The sequence below is a fragment of the Arthrobacter woluwensis genome (genome assembly GCF_900105345.1).
In the GTDB taxonomy this organism is placed as follows: Bacteria; Actinomycetota; Actinomycetes; order Actinomycetales; family Micrococcaceae; genus Arthrobacter_E; species Arthrobacter_E woluwensis.
In genome coordinates this window covers 1,754,159-1,768,438 of the sequence record NZ_FNSN01000003.1, presented here as the reverse complement: position 1 = coordinate 1,768,438, position 14,280 = coordinate 1,754,159, and the positions used below count along the sequence as shown (strand labels likewise).

13 protein-coding genes and 1 pseudogene are annotated in these 14,280 nt (G+C 69.7%); 4 read left to right on the top strand and 10 right to left on the bottom strand.

Features of this window, described 5'->3' with window-relative positions:
* Positions 1 to 31: 31 nt before the first annotated feature.
* A complete protein-coding gene (locus tag BLV63_RS08710) occupies positions 32 to 781 on the top strand; it encodes a FadR/GntR family transcriptional regulator (RefSeq protein WP_066210603.1) in 750 nt (249 codons plus the stop codon).
* Positions 782 to 873: 92 nt separating this feature from the next.
* Here BLV63_RS08710 and BLV63_RS08705 read toward each other — a convergent pair whose 3' ends face one another.
* The 3 genes and pseudogenes from BLV63_RS08705 to BLV63_RS08695 form a co-directional block, all read right to left on the bottom strand.
* Positions 874 to 1,134 carry a GlsB/YeaQ/YmgE family stress response membrane protein gene (locus BLV63_RS08705; protein WP_066210606.1) on the bottom strand — a complete coding sequence of 87 codons (261 nt, stop codon included), beginning with the start codon at positions 1,132 to 1,134 and terminating at the stop codon, positions 874 to 876.
* Positions 1,135 to 1,248: 114 nt separating this feature from the next.
* Positions 1,249 to 1,860, bottom strand: a complete 612-nt coding sequence (locus BLV63_RS08700; protein WP_066210607.1) for an FMN-binding negative transcriptional regulator — start codon at positions 1,858 to 1,860, stop codon at positions 1,249 to 1,251.
* A pseudogene (locus BLV63_RS08695) lies at positions 1,860 to 2,747 on the bottom strand (DMT family transporter); the annotation flags it as partial. The pseudogene BLV63_RS08695 and the gene BLV63_RS08700, both read right to left, overlap by 1 nt.
* 136 nt (positions 2,748 to 2,883) lie before the next feature.
* Here BLV63_RS08695 and BLV63_RS08690 point away from each other — a divergent pair.
* Both BLV63_RS08690 and BLV63_RS08685 read left to right on the top strand, forming a co-directional pair.
* Entirely contained in the window at positions 2,884 to 4,290 is a 1,407-nt protein-coding gene (locus tag BLV63_RS08690) for an aminotransferase-like domain-containing protein (protein ID WP_066210611.1), read from the top strand.
* 80 nt (positions 4,291 to 4,370) lie between these two features.
* Positions 4,371 to 5,045, top strand: coding sequence for a class I SAM-dependent methyltransferase (locus BLV63_RS08685; protein WP_217640445.1), 675 nt, complete (start codon positions 4,371 to 4,373; stop codon positions 5,043 to 5,045).
* 48 nt (positions 5,046 to 5,093) lie between these two features.
* On the opposite strand, the gene BLV63_RS08680 is transcribed toward BLV63_RS08685, so the two are convergent.
* Genes BLV63_RS08680 through glyA form a run of 7 tightly spaced genes read right to left on the bottom strand, consistent with a single transcriptional unit; the run spans position 5,094 to position 13,285 of the window.
* Positions 5,094 to 5,945 carry an HAD family hydrolase gene (locus BLV63_RS08680; protein ID WP_066211887.1) on the bottom strand — a complete coding sequence of 284 codons (852 nt, stop codon included), beginning with the start codon at positions 5,943 to 5,945 and terminating at the stop codon, positions 5,094 to 5,096.
* Positions 5,946 to 5,983: 38 nt separating this feature from the next.
* A complete protein-coding gene (gene purU, locus BLV63_RS08675) occupies positions 5,984 to 6,838 on the bottom strand; it encodes a formyltetrahydrofolate deformylase (protein ID WP_066210612.1) in 855 nt (284 codons plus the stop codon).
* A 1-nt stretch (position 6,839) separates the two neighbouring features.
* Complete coding sequence (locus tag BLV63_RS08670; RefSeq protein WP_066210614.1) at positions 6,840 to 7,499, bottom strand: sarcosine oxidase subunit gamma; 660 nt, start codon at positions 7,497 to 7,499, stop codon at positions 6,840 to 6,842.
* Complete coding sequence (locus BLV63_RS08665; protein WP_066210616.1) at positions 7,492 to 10,464, bottom strand: sarcosine oxidase subunit alpha family protein; 2,973 nt, start codon at positions 10,462 to 10,464, stop codon at positions 7,492 to 7,494. Before BLV63_RS08665 ends, BLV63_RS08670 begins: the two co-directional genes overlap by 8 nt.
* Positions 10,461 to 10,754 carry a sarcosine oxidase subunit delta gene (locus tag BLV63_RS18925; protein ID WP_066210618.1) on the bottom strand — a complete coding sequence of 98 codons (294 nt, stop codon included), beginning with the start codon at positions 10,752 to 10,754 and terminating at the stop codon, positions 10,461 to 10,463. Before BLV63_RS18925 ends, BLV63_RS08665 begins: the two co-directional genes overlap by 4 nt.
* A 21-nt stretch (positions 10,755 to 10,775) precedes the next feature.
* Entirely contained in the window at positions 10,776 to 11,993 is a 1,218-nt protein-coding gene (locus BLV63_RS08655; protein WP_066210620.1) for a sarcosine oxidase subunit beta family protein, read from the bottom strand.
* Positions 11,993 to 13,285 carry a serine hydroxymethyltransferase gene (gene glyA / locus BLV63_RS08650; RefSeq protein ID WP_066210622.1) on the bottom strand — a complete coding sequence of 431 codons (1,293 nt, stop codon included), beginning with the start codon at positions 13,283 to 13,285 and terminating at the stop codon, positions 11,993 to 11,995. The genes BLV63_RS08655 and glyA overlap by 1 nt, the downstream gene beginning before the upstream one ends.
* A gap of 126 nt (positions 13,286 to 13,411) precedes the next feature.
* Here glyA and BLV63_RS08645 point away from each other — a divergent pair, with 126 nt between their 5' ends.
* Positions 13,412 to 14,068: a GntR family transcriptional regulator gene (locus tag BLV63_RS08645; RefSeq protein WP_066210626.1), complete on the top strand. Its 657-nt coding sequence runs from the start codon at positions 13,412 to 13,414 to the stop codon at positions 14,066 to 14,068.
* Positions 14,069 to 14,280 lie beyond the last annotated feature (212 nt).

The window sequence follows — 14,280 nt, the reverse complement described above, 5'->3', positions numbered from 1 at the left end:
TGACCACTTCACCCTGAGGATTTCGACATCGATGACGAGCCGTCAGCCCAGCCTTCACCACCAGGCACTGGAGATCCTCGGACGCAGGATCGTCACCGGGGACCTTCCCGCGGGTCACGTCATGCTGGCGGAGAACCTTGAGGCCGAGCTGAAAGTGTCCCGGTCCGTGGTCCGCGAGGCCGTCCGGGTCCTTCAGTCCCTCGGCATGGTGGAGAGCATCAAGCGGGTGGGCATCCGCGTGCTCCCGGCCCACGCCTGGAATCCCTTCGACGCCAGCGTGATCCGCTGGAAGATGGACAGCGACGCGCGGGGCGCCCAGTTGCGGTCCCTCGCGGAACTGCGCTCCGCGGTGGAACCCGTGGCCAGTGAGCTGGCGGCGCAGAACGCGCCCTTCGCGCTGCGGCGCGAACTGCTGCAGGTGGCCGAGGAGATGGCGAGGGTGGGGCGCCAAGGGAAGCTTGAACGCTTCCTCGACCTCGACACACGGTTCCACGCCCTGGTGCTCAGCGGTTCGGGGAACGAGATGTTCGCGACCCTGATCGGACAGGTCGCCGAGACCCTGGCCGGACGCACCACGCACGGACTGATGCCGAGCCAGCCGAAGGAGGAGGCCCTCCAATGGCACCTCGACGTGGCCCGGGCCATTCTGGACGGCAAGGCAGCGGCGGCCCGCCGCGCCTCGGCCAAGCTGATCAATGAGACCATCGAGGACCTCTCGCCCCAATGGGCGGGTCAGCCGCGCGTATTCGTCCCCCTCAAGCCGCTCAGCACGCAAGGCTAGCGGCGCAGCGAGGCGCTCGACGACGGACCCCGGATGAACGACGGCGGGGCCGGCCCCGAAGGACCGGCCCCGCCGTCGTCGTCAACACGCCGTCAGGCGCGTTTCTTCGTGATGAGGCCCCAGATGAAGAGGACCACGAGCGATCCGACGATCGCCAGCAGCCACGTCGACAGGGACCAGAATTCATTCACGCCGACATTGAAGATGGCTGATCCGATCCAGCCGCCTACCAGTGCGCCCACCACTCCGAGGAGCAGGGTCGCCAGCCAGCCGCCGCCCTGCTCGCCCGGCATGAGGGCCTTCGCAATCGCGCCGGCGATGAGTCCAAGGACGATCCAACCAAGAAATCCCATGATGAACCTTTCTGTAGAAAGCCTTCTCAGAGCCCGGTTGAGGCTTCTTTCAGCCTACCGTCAGACACCCGCACCCGGCGGAACCGACTTTTCGAGGGCGTGCCGGGGATGGCCTCACCCCTCCTGGCGGGGGTGGACCCGGCGCATCTCCTCGGCCAGCGCGGGGTTCTTCTTCCCCACCTCCCCCACGATGTTCTCCACCGTCTCCGGGCCCTTGTTCTGACTGAGCTTCGCCCGCGCCTCGAAGCGGTCGACCTTCATCCGCAGCCCGACCGTGCCCTTCGCGATGCGGCGCGTCCCCTCCTCGTCCTCGCTCAGGCTCCGGCCGTGCGGCTGGTGGCGTTCGAAGTGATCCGTGAGACGGCCCAGCATGGCGTAGTTCTCCTCGTCGCTCAGGAACTCCGGCGTCCCGTACAGATGAGCGGTCACGTGATTCCAGGTGGGCACCAGGTCGCCCGGCGCGTACCAGCTCGGTGAGACGTAGTCGTGCGGACCCTGGATGATGACCAGGATCTCGTGCTCGCCGAGTTCGTGGAGTTTCTCGTCCGGACGGCCGAAGTGGCTGACGATGACGATCCCGTCCTCCTCCTCGTCCAGGATGGCCGGGTAGTGGGACGCCGTGAGCCCCTGAGACGACGGCGAGACGAAGGTCGCCCACGGGTTGTTGCGGATGAGCCGCTTGACCTCGTCGGGATCGGTCATGAGATAGCGGGGTGTGTGACGCATCAGTGTCCTTTCGCGGGGGTCACGGGGGTAGCGGGGGCGAGTCGGGTGCGGACCGCGAGCGTGGCGCACAGGATGACGGCGACGCCGCCCAGCAGCGTCGGAATGCCGGGCCGCTCGCCCAGCAGCAGAGCCGCCCAGAGGATGCTCATGACCGGCTGGGTGAGCTGGATCTGGCTCACCTGAGCCATCGGGCCGATGGCGAGTCCGCGGTACCACGCGAAGAATCCCAGGAACATGCTCACGACGGCCAGGTAGGCGAACGCCCACCACTGTTCCGGGCCCGCCTGGAGGACCCGTCCGTCAAGGGAGACGATCGTCAGCACCGTCATGAGGGGCGCGGCGAGAACGAGGGCCCAGGAGACGGTCTGCCAAGAGCCGAGTTCGCGGGCGAGCAGCCCACCTTCCGCGTAGCCGGCGGCGGCCGCGAGCACCGCGGCGAACAGCAGGGCGTCGGCCCAGTGCAGGGTCGCGATCCCGTCACCCTGCACCGAGGCGAAGGCCACAGCGCAGACGGCGCCGAGCGCGGAGAACACCCAGAACGAGCGCGCCGGCCGTTCCTTGCCGCGAAAGACGGCGAGCACCGCCGTCGCCGCGGGCAGCAGGCCGATCACGACGGCGGCATGGCTCGCGGGCACGGTGGTCAGCGCGTAGGACGTGAGCACCGGGAAGCCGACGACGACGCCGGCGGCCACGACCGCGAGCCGCAGCCACTGCGCCCCACGAGGCAGCCGTTGCCGGGTGAGCGCGAGGGCGCAGGCGGCGAGCACCGCCGCGACGACCGCGCGGGCCGAGCCGATGAACAAGGCCGGGAGGCCCGCCGCCGCGATCCGCGTGAAGGGGAGAGTGAAAGAGAAAGCCGTCACGCCCAGCAGACCCCACCAGAGCCCGGGATGCCGGAGAAGGCCCCGGTCACCGGATCGTCCCGGATGCCGGGACGGCCCTTGTCCGGACGATCCTCGTCCGGAGGGCACGTGCCGGGATAGCACTGTCGTTCTCTGCGGAGTAACGCTACTATGTACCTTCATGAATCATGATAGCACCGAGCGCATCGTCCGGGGCCTGCGCGCGTGGATCGCCACCGCCGCACCGGGGGCCAAGGTGCCCTCCAGCCGGGCCCTGACGGCCGAATACGGCGCCAGCCCGGTCACCGTGCAGAAGGCGATGCGGACCCTCGCGTCCCTGGGCCTCATCGAGAGCCGCCCGGGCGTCGGCACCTTCGTCCGGGGCGTCCGGCCCACGCGTCCCATCGATTTCGGGTGGCAGACAGCGGCACTCGGGGCTCCGCCGTCGCGGGGCGGCTCGCTCTCCGCGACCCAGCGCACCGTGGCGCCGGATGCCATCAGTCTGCATTCCGGGTACCCCGCCCGTGAGCTGCTCCCCGAACGGCTCGTCCGCTCGGCCATCACCCGGGCGGCCCGCACCGACGCGGCCATGGGGCGCTCCCCCGCAGCGGGACTCCCCGAGCTGCAGGCCTGGTTCGCAGGGGAACTCGCGGCGTCCGCTCCCGTGGACGTCACGCCGCCGAGCGCCCGGGACGTCCTGGTGCTCTCGGGTAGCCAGAGCGGCCTGAGCTCGATCTTCCGGGCCCTCGTGGGACCGGGGCAGCCCCTCGTCATCGAATCGCCCAGCTACTGGGGGTCGATCCTCGCCGCCGCCCAGGCCGGGGTGACGCTGGTGCCCGTGCCGAGCGGTCAGCACGGCCCCGATCCCGCCGACGTCGAACGGGCTTTCGAAGAGACCGGGGCCCGCGCGTTCTACGCTCAGCCGAGCTACGCCAATCCGAGCGGAGCACAGTGGCGCCACGAGCGGGGGCTCGCGATCCTCGACGTGGTGCGCCGCCACCGCGCCTTCCTGATCGAGGACGACTGGGCCCATGACCTGGGCATCGACACCGAGCCCCGCCCCATCGCCGCCCAGGACGATCAAGGGCACGTGATCTACCTCCGCTCCCTCACCAAGAGCGTCTCCCCGTCCCTGCGCGTGGCGGCGCTGATCGCCCGCGGCCCCGCACGGGACCGCATTCTGGCCGACCGGGCCGCCGAGTCGATGTACGTGAGCGGGCTGCTTCAGGCGGCCGCGCTCGACGTCGTCACGCAGCCGTCCTGGCGGACCCATCTGAAGGGTCTCCGGCGTCAATTGAAGGACCGTCGTGATCTGCTCCTCGACTCCCTGCGCGAACACGTTCCCCAGGCCCAGGTGGAATTCACTCCCCCGGGCGGGCTGAATCTCTGGGCACGGCTGCCCGACGGCACGGACCCCGAACTGCTGGCGCGCCACTGCGAAAGCCGCGGCGTCATCATCGCACCAGGAACGGAGTGGTTCCCGGCCGAGCCGTCAGGGTCCTACGTCAGGCTCAACTACTCCGGTTCCAACCCCGAACGCTTCCCCGACGCGGCCCGGATCCTGGGCGAGGTGCTGGGCGAGAACTGAACGGTTCCCCCCGCTTTGCCCTTTCGGCAAATGGGCTTGCCACTCGCCGTCTCGGTGGCGATGCTGAGAGGAGACTCCGGATGAAAGGCCGCCACGTGACGCACACCTTCGACAAGCAGTACTGGGATGGCCACTGGCGCGACGCAGCGGACCGACCGACGCCGGCGAATCCGTACCTCCAGGAACATCTGTCGATGCTGACCCCGGGCACGGCCCTGGATGCCGGCTGCGGGACAGGAGCCGAGGCGGTCTGGCTCGCCGACCACGGCTGGCAAGTCACCGGGGCGGACCTCTCGCCGCACGCGCTCCGGGAAGCAGCAGCACGAGCCACCCAAGGCGGAGTGGCGGATCGGACGCGCTGGGTGGAAGCGGACCTGACCACGTGGGAACCGGGCGAGCACTTCGATCTGGTCATCACCAACTACGCGCATCCGGAGACTCCGCAGCTCGACTTCTACCGCAGGATCGCGGACTGGGTGACGGTCGGCGGGACGCTGCTCATCGTGGGGCACCTGCACGGCCACCTGTCCGAGGTCCGGCACCCCGCACCGGAGGAGGCACTGGGACACGATCACGACCACGACGGCGGCCACGCCCCGGAGAAGAGCACGGTCACGCTGGCGGACACGGTGGCCGTCCTGGATCCGGAGCGCTGGCGAATCGATGCGGCCGAAGAACGGCATCGCACCGTGCTGATGCCCGAGCGGGAGCTGTCCCTGCACGATCTGGTGGTGCGGGCGACCCGGCTCGCCTGACGCGGATCGGCTCGGCCCGGCGGGGCCCGGCGGTGAACTCCGCCGGCCTCAGCGTGCCAGCACGGTCTCCAGAACCTGCGCCACGCCGTCGTCCGCACAGGCAGGCGCCCGGAACCGCGCGGCGGCGAGCGCTTCCGGATGACCGTCCGCCATGGCGTAGCCCTCGCCGGCCCAGGACAGCATCTCGAGGTCGTTGGGCATGTCGCCGAAGGCGATGACCTCGGACGCGCCGATGCCCAGGGAGGCAGCGTGCTTCTCGAGCGTCCGCGCCTTGGTGACGCCGGGGACGGCCAGCTCCAGAAGTGGCAGGCGTGTGACGTCCGAATAGGTCACGTGCGCCAGGCCTTGCACGGCCGGCTCGACGAGCGCGTGGAACTCCTCGGCGCTGAGCGCGGGCGAGATGGCGAGCAGCTTCACGACGGCGGCATTCGGCGCCAGCGTCTCGGAGAGCGGCCCGACGACCTGGTCCTCCACGGGCAGGCCGGGATGGAGGCGGAGGAATGCGGGCTCACGGTGCGGACCGGTCACCAGTTCACTGGAGAACCCCGCCTCCGGGTGCAACGCCCTGATGATCTCCTGCAGCCGTAGGGCCTGCTCCAGCCGGAACGCCTCGGCGGCCACCACCTCCCGCCGGGCCATGTCCCAGACGACCGCGCCGTTCGAGCAGATGACCGTCCCGGCATGATCGAGCTGCTCCTCGAGAGGGCCGAGCCAGCGGATCGGACGGCCGGTCACGAAGACGACCTCCGTTCCGGCCTCACGCGCGCGGCGGAAGGCGGCCCTGGTCCGGGCGGAGACGACTCCGCCCGGACTCAGGATCGTGCCGTCCACATCGCTCGCGATCAAGCGTGGCCGCGAGGGCCGGGCCGTGGACCCCGCGCGGCTCGCCGGTGTTCCCATGACCCCAGTCTCCGGCACGGCCGTCCCGAGGAGGAGGGTCACCGCAGGACCACGGTCCGGTTCCCGTTGAGCACGACCCTTCCTTCGCAGTGCCAGCGCACCGCGTTGGAGAGGGCCTTGCACTCGGCGTCGCGGCCCACCGCCACCAGATCCTCCGGCGAGTGGGTGTGGTCCACATCGATGACCTGCTGGGCGATGATCGGCCCCTCATCCAGTTCCGCGTTGACGTAGTGCGCCGTCGCGCCCACCGTCTTCACGCCGCGCTCCCACGCCTGGTGATAGGGCTTCGCTCCCTTGAAGGACGGCAGGAAGGAGTGGTGGATGTTGATCACGCGGCCGGCCATCCGGGTGGCCAGCGCGTCCGAGAGGACCTGCATGTAGCGGGCCAGGACCACCAGCTCGGCGCCGTACCGATCCACGACGGAGAGCAGCTCCGCCTCGGCTTCCGGCTTGTTCTCCTTGGTCACCGGGATGTGGTGGTACGGGATGCCGTGCCACTCCACGAGTCCGCGATGGTCCTCGTGGTTGGACACCACGGCCACGATCTCCACCGGCAGCTCCCCGATCCGGGCGCGGAACAGCAGGTCGTTGAGGCAGTGCCCGAACTTGGAGACCATCAGCAGCACCTTGGTCTTCTCTCCGGCGGGCCGCAGGGTCCAGGTCATGCCGAACGGTTCGGCGACGGCGGCGAAGTCCTCCGCCAGCGCCTCCGCCGTCTCCCCGGGCTTCGCCTCGAAGTGCAGCCGCATGTAGAAGTGCCCACCGCGGCGGTCGCCGTACTCCTTGATGTCCTCGATGTCGCAGCCCCGCTCCGCGAGGAAGCCGGACACCGCGGCCACGATCCCCGTGGACCAGCCGCAGTCGAGCGTCAGGACGAATTCCGGTCCGGTCATCTCAGTGCACCTCCGGCGCGGAGAACTCGCGCATAGCATCCACGAGCCAGCGGCCCACATGATCGGCGAACGACGCCCGGGGCAGCACCCTGAACGTCTCCTCGCCCGTCTTCCACACCAGGACCGGAACATGGTCCAGCACGGTCACGATCGCCTGGCCTGCGCGGAAGGACCGCGGGTGCAGATCGAAGGAGACGCCCTTCTCCAGGACCAGGCGGGCGCTCGGACCGCTCAGTTCGAAGGTGGTGCGGTTCGCCGAGAGGTCGACGACGGCGCCCGGCACCCGGGAGCCGGGCTCGCCGAGGGTCGCGGCGAGCCGTCCCGCCTCCGCCGGACCGCGGTCCAGGCCGGCCGTGCTCTCGTCACCGACCGCGAGGAACTCGTCGGGGCCGATCCAGAGGACGGTGTAGCCGCCGCCCGCCGTCGTGCTCCCATGACCGGACGGGAGCGGGAAGCCCAGCGCCGCCTCCACGGACGCCGCGGCAGCCGATCCCGGCACGGCACGGAGGCCCAGCTGGGTCAGGAACGGGATCTCCCGGAGGGCCACGCCGCGCTCGCCGGCCACTCCGGCGGCCGCGAAGGCCTCCGCGAGCTGCGCGGCCGGGCTGCGCCGCAGGCTCGCGGCGTCGGCCAGGGTTGCCTCGGAAATCATCTCAGCCATCACGGCGCTTCCCTTCAGGGTCGTAAAGGACGGTGTCACCGACCAGGACTTCCACGATCCGGTCCCCGGCGACGGCGGTGAGCTTCTCGCCGATGCGGTTCCGGCCATTCTTGATCAGAGCCAGCGCGAAGGAGCGTCCCAGCGCGGCCGAGTGGTAACTGGAGGTCACGTGTCCCAGCATGGGCACCGGGCCGTACGCCGGGTTGAGCGAGATGCCCTGCTCCACCACCTGCGTGCCCTCCGGCAGCCGGAACGAGTGGTCCACCGGAAGCAGCGAGACCATGTGCTTGCGGTCCGTCCGCGCGGTGTCGAGCCGGGCGTAGGAGCGCTTGCCCACGAAGTCCTTCGCCTTGGAGACGATCCACTCCATGCCGGCGTCCTGCGGGGTCACCGTGCCGTCCGTGTCCTGGCCGACGATCGGGTAACCCTTCTCGGCGCGGAGCACGTGCATCGTCTCGGTGCCGTACGGGGTGATCCCGAACTCGGCCCCGGCCTCCGCCACGTACTCCCAGACCTGCAGACCGTACCAGGTGGCCACGTTGATCTCGAAGGCCAGCTCTCCGGAGAAGGAGATCCGGCAGACGCGGGCGGGGATCCCGGAGGCCAGCGTGGTCTCGCGCCAGGCCATGAAGGGGAAGGCGTCGTTGTCCACGTCGAGCCCGGGCGCGACCTTGGCGATGACCTCGCGGGACTTGGGCCCCACGACGGCCACCGTGGTGACCTGCTCGGTGACGGAGGTGAAGTTGACGTCCAGGCCCGGCCACTCCGTCTGGTGCCACTCCTCCAGCCAGTCGAGGACCTTCGCGGCCCCGCCGGTGGTGGTGGTCATGAAGAAGCGGTCCTCGTCGAGGCGGAGGGTCACGCCGTCGTCGAACATCATGCCGTCCGGGCCGCACATGACGCCGTAGCGGCCCATGCCCGGCGCGAGCTTCTTGAACGCGTTGGTATAGATGCGGTTCAGGAACTCGCCGGCGTCGGCGCCCCAGATCTCGATCTTGCCGAGCGTGGTGGCGTCCATGAAGCCGACCGATTCACGGACGGCCCGGCACTCGCGGAGCACGGCCTCGTCCATCGACTCCCCGGGCTGCGGGAAGTACCAGGGGCGCAGCCACTGGCCGACGAACTCGAACTCGGCCCCGTGGGCCACGTGCCAGGGGTGGATCGAGGTGATACGTTCCGGATCGAACAGATCGCCGCGCTTCCGCCCCGCCATGGCCGCGAAGGCCACGGGCGCGTACGGAGCCCGGAAGGTGGTGGTGCCGATGGATCCGAGGTTCTCCGGCACTCCGCCCTGAGCGTCCTTCAGAGCGGCGGCGATGACGCCGATGGCGTTGACGCCGGAGGTCTTGCCCTGGTCATTGGCGGTGGAGATCGAGGTGTAGCGCTTGATGTGCTCCACGGACCGCATGCCGGCCCCGGTCGCCCGGAGGACGTCGGCCACGCTCTGGTCCCGCTGCTGGTCCACGAAGTGAGTCTTCCACTCCCCCGGGCCGCCCTCCGCGCCCGGCACCAGCCAGAGCTGACGGGTCGACGCGGCGGCGGACGGCGCGTGGCTGGACAGGGCGGACGCGTGGGCTCCGGCCTCGGTCACGAACCCGGCGTTGAAGGCGGCCACGGCGCCGGCGTGGGCGCCCTCGGAGGCGCAGTCGGCCAGAGCGTAGGAGCCGCGGGCCGCGCCCACGATCTGCTGCGCCTTGACCGTGCTCGCCGGGACGAACCCGGCCAGTTCCTCATCCCAGCGCAGCTTGCCCTGCCGCTGGCTGAAGAGGTGGACCACCGGGCTCCAGCCGCCGGAGACGGCCAGGAGATCGGCCTCGATCCGCTCGGCCTCGCCGCTGAGCGAGCCGTCGGCATCGAGCGGGCGGACGACGACGGCGCTCACGCGGCCGGTCTCCCCGTCCGCCTCGGTGCCGCAGACGGCGGCCCCGCTGATCACCCGCACGCCCGCCGCCTCGGCGGTCAGGGCGGCGTCGGACTTCTCCGCGCGGGCGTCGACGACCGCCGCCACGGGGACCCCGGCGGACGCCAGGTCACGGACCGTCTCGTAGGCGGAGTCGTTCGTGGTGAAGACCACGGCCCGGCTGCCAGGTGCCACACCGTACCGGTTGAGGTACGTGCGCACAGCGGAGGCGAGCATGATGCCCGGGCGGTCGTTGTCCGCGAAGACGAGAGGCCGCTCATGGGCGCCGGTCGCGAGCACGACCTGGCCGGCGCGGATGTGCCACAGCCGCTGCCTGGACACGCCCTGGGCATTCAGTTCCCGGGCGCGCTCCGAGCCGAGGTGGTCGGTCCGGGACTCCAGAGCGATGACGTAGTTGGAGTCGTAGGAGCCGAAGGCGTTGGTGCGGGTCAGCACCGTGACCTCCTCGGCGGCGGCGAGTTCCGCGGCGGCCGCGGCGATCCACTCGGGTGCGGGCACGCCGTCGACGGTCTCCTCGGGAGCCGAGAGCAGCGACCCGCCCAGCTCGGGCTGGTCGTCGATCAGGATGACGCGGGCGCCGGTGGCGGCGGCCTGGCGGGCGGCGGACAGGCCCGCCGGGCCGGCGCCGATCACCAGGACATCCGTGTGGACGTGCTTCTTGTCGTAGTAGGCCTCATCCTTGCGGGGGTCCAGCTTGCCGAGGCCGGAGAGGTACTCGGCGTCCAGGCCGTCCGTCAGCTCGACGATCGTGGCCGGGAGCATGGACTCGTCCACACCGCCGGCGCCCCGGTCCTTGACCTTCAGCAGGGCGTTCGGCTCCTCGACCCCGGCGGCCAGGATGCCGCGGGGACGGCCCAGGTACAGGGACGGCGCCGCCTCGACCACCCCATGGGCGATCAGCGCGGAGGCGACCGTGTCACCGGCGTGACCGGTGTACTCCGTGCCGTCGACCGTGAAGCGGAGCGTGTCCTCACGGGCGATACGGGCGTGCGGTGCCCGGTCCGCGGGAAGGCGGAACGGCTGGGCGGACTCTGCGGGGCTCACTGGGAGTCTCCTTTCGCGCCGGCGGTGAGGGGTTTCTCCCCCGTGTAGATGGTCTTGAACTCGTACGTCACGGTGTCGCGGAGGGCGTTGAACCACTTGCGGCAGCCGGCGCTGTGAACCCAGCGCTCGGCGAACAGGCCCTTGGGGTTCTCGCGGTAGAACAGGTACCGCGACCATTCGGCGTCGCTCAGGGCGCTGGGGTCCTCGGGATACGGGACGTGTGCCTGTCCCCCGTAATGGAACTCGGTCTCGTCGCGCGGCCCGCAGTTCGGGCAGGTGATGAGCAGCATGGCTCGGCTCCTTTCGTGGGGTCAGTGGGCGACGGCGGCCGCGCCGTGCTCGTCGATGAGGGCGCCGGTCTCGAAGCGCTCCAGGGCGAACGGGGCGTTCAGCGCATGGGGCTCGTCCGTGGCGATCGTGTGGGCCATGGTCCAGCCGGCTCCCGGGGTGCCCTTGAAGCCGCCGGTCCCCCAGCCGCAGTTCACGTACAGGTTCTCCACGGGCGACTTGCCGACGATCGGCGAGGCGTCCAGGGTGACATCCACGATGCCGCCCCAGGTGCGGAGCAGATGAGCCCGGGCGAACACCGGGAACAGTTCCACGGCGGCGGCCATCTGCTCCTCGATGACGTGGAAGCCGCCGCGCTGGCCGTAGCCGTTGTAGGAGTCGATGCCGGCGCCCATCACGAGCTCGCCCTTGTGGGCCTGGGAGACGTACACGTGGACGTGGTTCGACATCACGACGGTCGGGTGGACGATCTCGTGCAGCTCGGAGACGAGGGCCTGCAGCGGGTGGGACTGGATCGGCAGGTCGAAGCCGGCCATCTTCGCCAGCACCGAGGAGTGCCCGGCGGCGCACAGGGCCACCTTGCCGGCGTGGATGGTGCCCCGGCTGGTCTGGACGCCCACCACGCGGTTGCCGTCCTTCAGGAACCCGGTGACCTCGCAGTTCTGGATGATGTCCACGCCCAGCTCGTCGGCCTTGCGGGCGAAGGCCCAGGCCACGTGGTCGTGCTTGGCGATGCCGGCGCGCGGCTGGTACGTGGCGCCCAGGACGGGGTAGCGGATGTCCTGGCCGATGTTGAGGATGGGGCAGAGTTCCTTGACCTGCTCCGGTTCCAGCCATTCGGCGTCGACCCCGTTGAGCTTGTTGGCGCCCACGCGCCGCACGGACTCCCGCACGTCCTGGAGGGTGTGGGCCAGGTTCATGACGCCGCGCTGGCTGAACAGGAAGTCGTACTCCAGTTCCTCCGGCAGGGCCTCCCAGAGGCGCAGGGAGTGCTCGTAGATGGCCGCCGACTCATCCCAGAGGTAATTGGAGCGGATGATCGTGGTGTTGCGGGCCATGTTGCCGCCGGCGAGCCAGCCGCGTTCCAGGATGGCGATGTTCGTCATGCCGTGGTGCTTGGCGAGGTAGTAGGCGGTGGCCAGACCGTGCCCACCGCCGCCGACGATGATCGCGTCATAGGAGGGCTTGGGGTCCGGGTTCCGCCAGAGGAAATCCGGGTGTTCGGGCAGCAGATCCGCCATCAGAGCGCTCCGTTCTCGGCGTTCAGGTTCGGGTAGAGGGGGTGCTTGTCGGCCAGGACGCGGACGCGGGCGCTGAGTTCCTCGGCGAGCTCGTCGCTGAAGTCCGGCTTCAGGGCGGCGGCGATGATGTCCGCCACCTCGGTGAACTCGGCGGCGCCGAAGCCGCGGGCGGAGAGCGCCGGCGTGCCGATGCGCAGACCGGAGGAGACCATCGGCGGTCGCGGGTCGAACGGCACGGCATTGCGGTTGACGGTGATGCCGATCCGGTGCAGGCGGTCCTCGCCCTGCTGGCCGTCCAGCTCGGAATTCCGGAGGTCCACCAGGACGAGGTGGACGTCGGTGCCCCCGTTGACCACGGAGACACCGGCCTGCGCGACGTCCTCGGCCAGCAGGCGGCGGGCGATGATCTGCGCCCCTTCCAGAGTGCGCTGCTGGCGGTCGCGGAAGGCGGGCTCCGCGGCAAGCTTGAAGGCCACGGCCTTCGCCGCCACCACATGCTCGAGCGGGCCGCCCTGCTGTCCGGGGAAGACGGCGGAGTTGATCTTCTTCGCCAGAGCCTCCTTGCTGAGGATGACGCCGCCGCGCGGGCCGCCGAGGGTCTTGTGCGTCGTGGTGGTCACGACGTCGGCGTACGGCACCGGATTCGGGTGCAGGCCCGCGGCCACCAGCCCGGCGAAATGGGCCATGTCCACCATGAGGTACGCACCCACGAGATCCGCGATGCGGCGGAACTCGGCGAAGTCCAGCCGGCGGGAGTAGGCGGACCACCCGGCGACGATGAGCTTGGGGCGGTGCTCCAGCGCAAGGCGCTCGACCTCGGCCATGTCGATGAGCAGGGTGTCCCGGTTCACCTCGTACGGCACCACCTGGTACAGCTTGCCGGAGAAATTGATCTTCATGCCGTGCGTGAGGTGGCCGCCGTGGGCCAGGGAGAGGCCGAGGATGGTGTCACCCGGTTCCAGGAGCGCGAACATCGCGGCGGCGTTGGCCTGGGCGCCGGAGTGGGGCTGGACGTTGGCGGCCTCCGCGCCGAAGAGGGCCTTGACACGGTCGATCGCCAGCTGTTCGATGACGTCGACGTGCTCGCAGCCACCGTAATAACGCTTCCCGGGGTACCCCTCGGCGTATTTGTTCGTGAGGACCGATCCCTGAGCCTCCATGACCGCGAGCGGCGCGAAGTTCTCGGAGGCGATCATCTCCAGGGTCCCCTGCTGGCGCAGGAGTTCCCGGTCGATGGCCGCCTTGACGTCGGGATCGGTGTCGGCGAGCGAACGCGTCAGAACCTCGGTCATCTGGTCTCCTCACAGGGCTGGTATCCGGCTGGCTAGTATCTAATTGATATATCAGAATGCTAAGACGAGTATCGCGTTGGTCTGAGAAGATGTCAACGACGATCCATCAGGAAAGGAAGGGCTGACGTGACAGCGGATCCGGGAGTCGCAGGACGGTCCCTCGCAGACCAGGCGTACGAGACGATCAAGGACCGCCTGGTCATGCTCGACATCCGTCCCGGCGAGCCCCTGAACGACGGCCTCCTGGCGGCCGAGCTCGGCATGGGCCGCACGCCCGTGCGCGAGGCGATCAAACGCTTGGAAACCGACCACCTCCTGGTCTCCTATCCCCGGCGCGGCACGTTCGCCACGAGCGTGGACATCACGGAGCTCGCCGCCATCTGGGACATCCGCTCGGTCCTGGAGCCCGTCGCCGCGCGGCGCGCCGCCGAGAACGCCACCCCCGCCGTGCGGCAGGAGATGAAGCACGTCATCGAACGGCTCCTCGCCGTCGACGAATCCGCGGACGCGCAAAGCGAGCTCATGCGCCTGGACATGTCGGTGCACCGCCTCATCTACCGGGCCGCGGGCAACCCCCACCTGGAGGATGTCCTGATCCGCTACGACAACCTCTCCACCCGCATCTGGTGCCTGGTGATCGAGCGCCTCCCCGGGCTGTCGGGGCACATCGTCGAACATGCGGCCCTATTGCAGGCGATCGTCGACGGCGACGCCGACCGTGCGGCCGAGCTCGCCCTGGCGCACGTCACCGACTTCGAGACGGAGATCCGCAAGGTCCTCTGAGCGGCTCCGCGACGCGCTCCACGCCCCTCTCCCACGTCTCTGCCCCCGGGATTCCGCGCCATTCCGACCGGCGCGGACAGTCATCTCACCGGACTTCTTGACGCAACACAGTGTTTACACCGCGAACCCTTGACGCTGATATATGAGTTGCGTCACAGTTGTGCATGTTGCTTCCAGTTGCCTCCGATGACCTGAATCCGAGGCCGCAACCG

Coding starts and splice junctions, on each gene's coding strand:
- BLV63_RS08680 (WP_066211887.1), bottom strand. CDS start 5,945: ATGGGAACACCGGCGAGCCGCGCGGGGTCCACGGCCCGGCCCTCGCGG.
- purU (WP_066210612.1), bottom strand. CDS start 6,838: ATGACCGGACCGGAATTCGTCCTGACGCTCGACTGCGGCTGGTCCACG.
- BLV63_RS08685 (WP_217640445.1), top strand. CDS start 4,371: ATGAAAGGCCGCCACGTGACGCACACCTTCGACAAGCAGTACTGGGAT.
- BLV63_RS08705 (WP_066210606.1), bottom strand. CDS start 1,134: ATGGGATTTCTTGGTTGGATCGTCCTTGGACTCATCGCCGGCGCGATT.
- glyA (WP_066210622.1), bottom strand. CDS start 13,285: ATGACCGAGGTTCTGACGCGTTCGCTCGCCGACACCGATCCCGACGTC.
- BLV63_RS08700 (WP_066210607.1), bottom strand. CDS start 1,860: ATGCGTCACACACCCCGCTATCTCATGACCGATCCCGACGAGGTCAAG.
- BLV63_RS08655 (WP_066210620.1), bottom strand. CDS start 11,993: ATGGCGGATCTGCTGCCCGAACACCCGGATTTCCTCTGGCGGAACCCG.
- BLV63_RS18925 (WP_066210618.1), bottom strand. CDS start 10,754: ATGCTGCTCATCACCTGCCCGAACTGCGGGCCGCGCGACGAGACCGAG.
- BLV63_RS08690 (WP_066210611.1), top strand. CDS start 2,884: ATGAATCATGATAGCACCGAGCGCATCGTCCGGGGCCTGCGCGCGTGG.
- BLV63_RS08710 (WP_066210603.1), top strand. CDS start 32: ATGACGAGCCGTCAGCCCAGCCTTCACCACCAGGCACTGGAGATCCTC.
- BLV63_RS08670 (WP_066210614.1), bottom strand. CDS start 7,499: ATGGCTGAGATGATTTCCGAGGCAACCCTGGCCGACGCCGCGAGCCTG.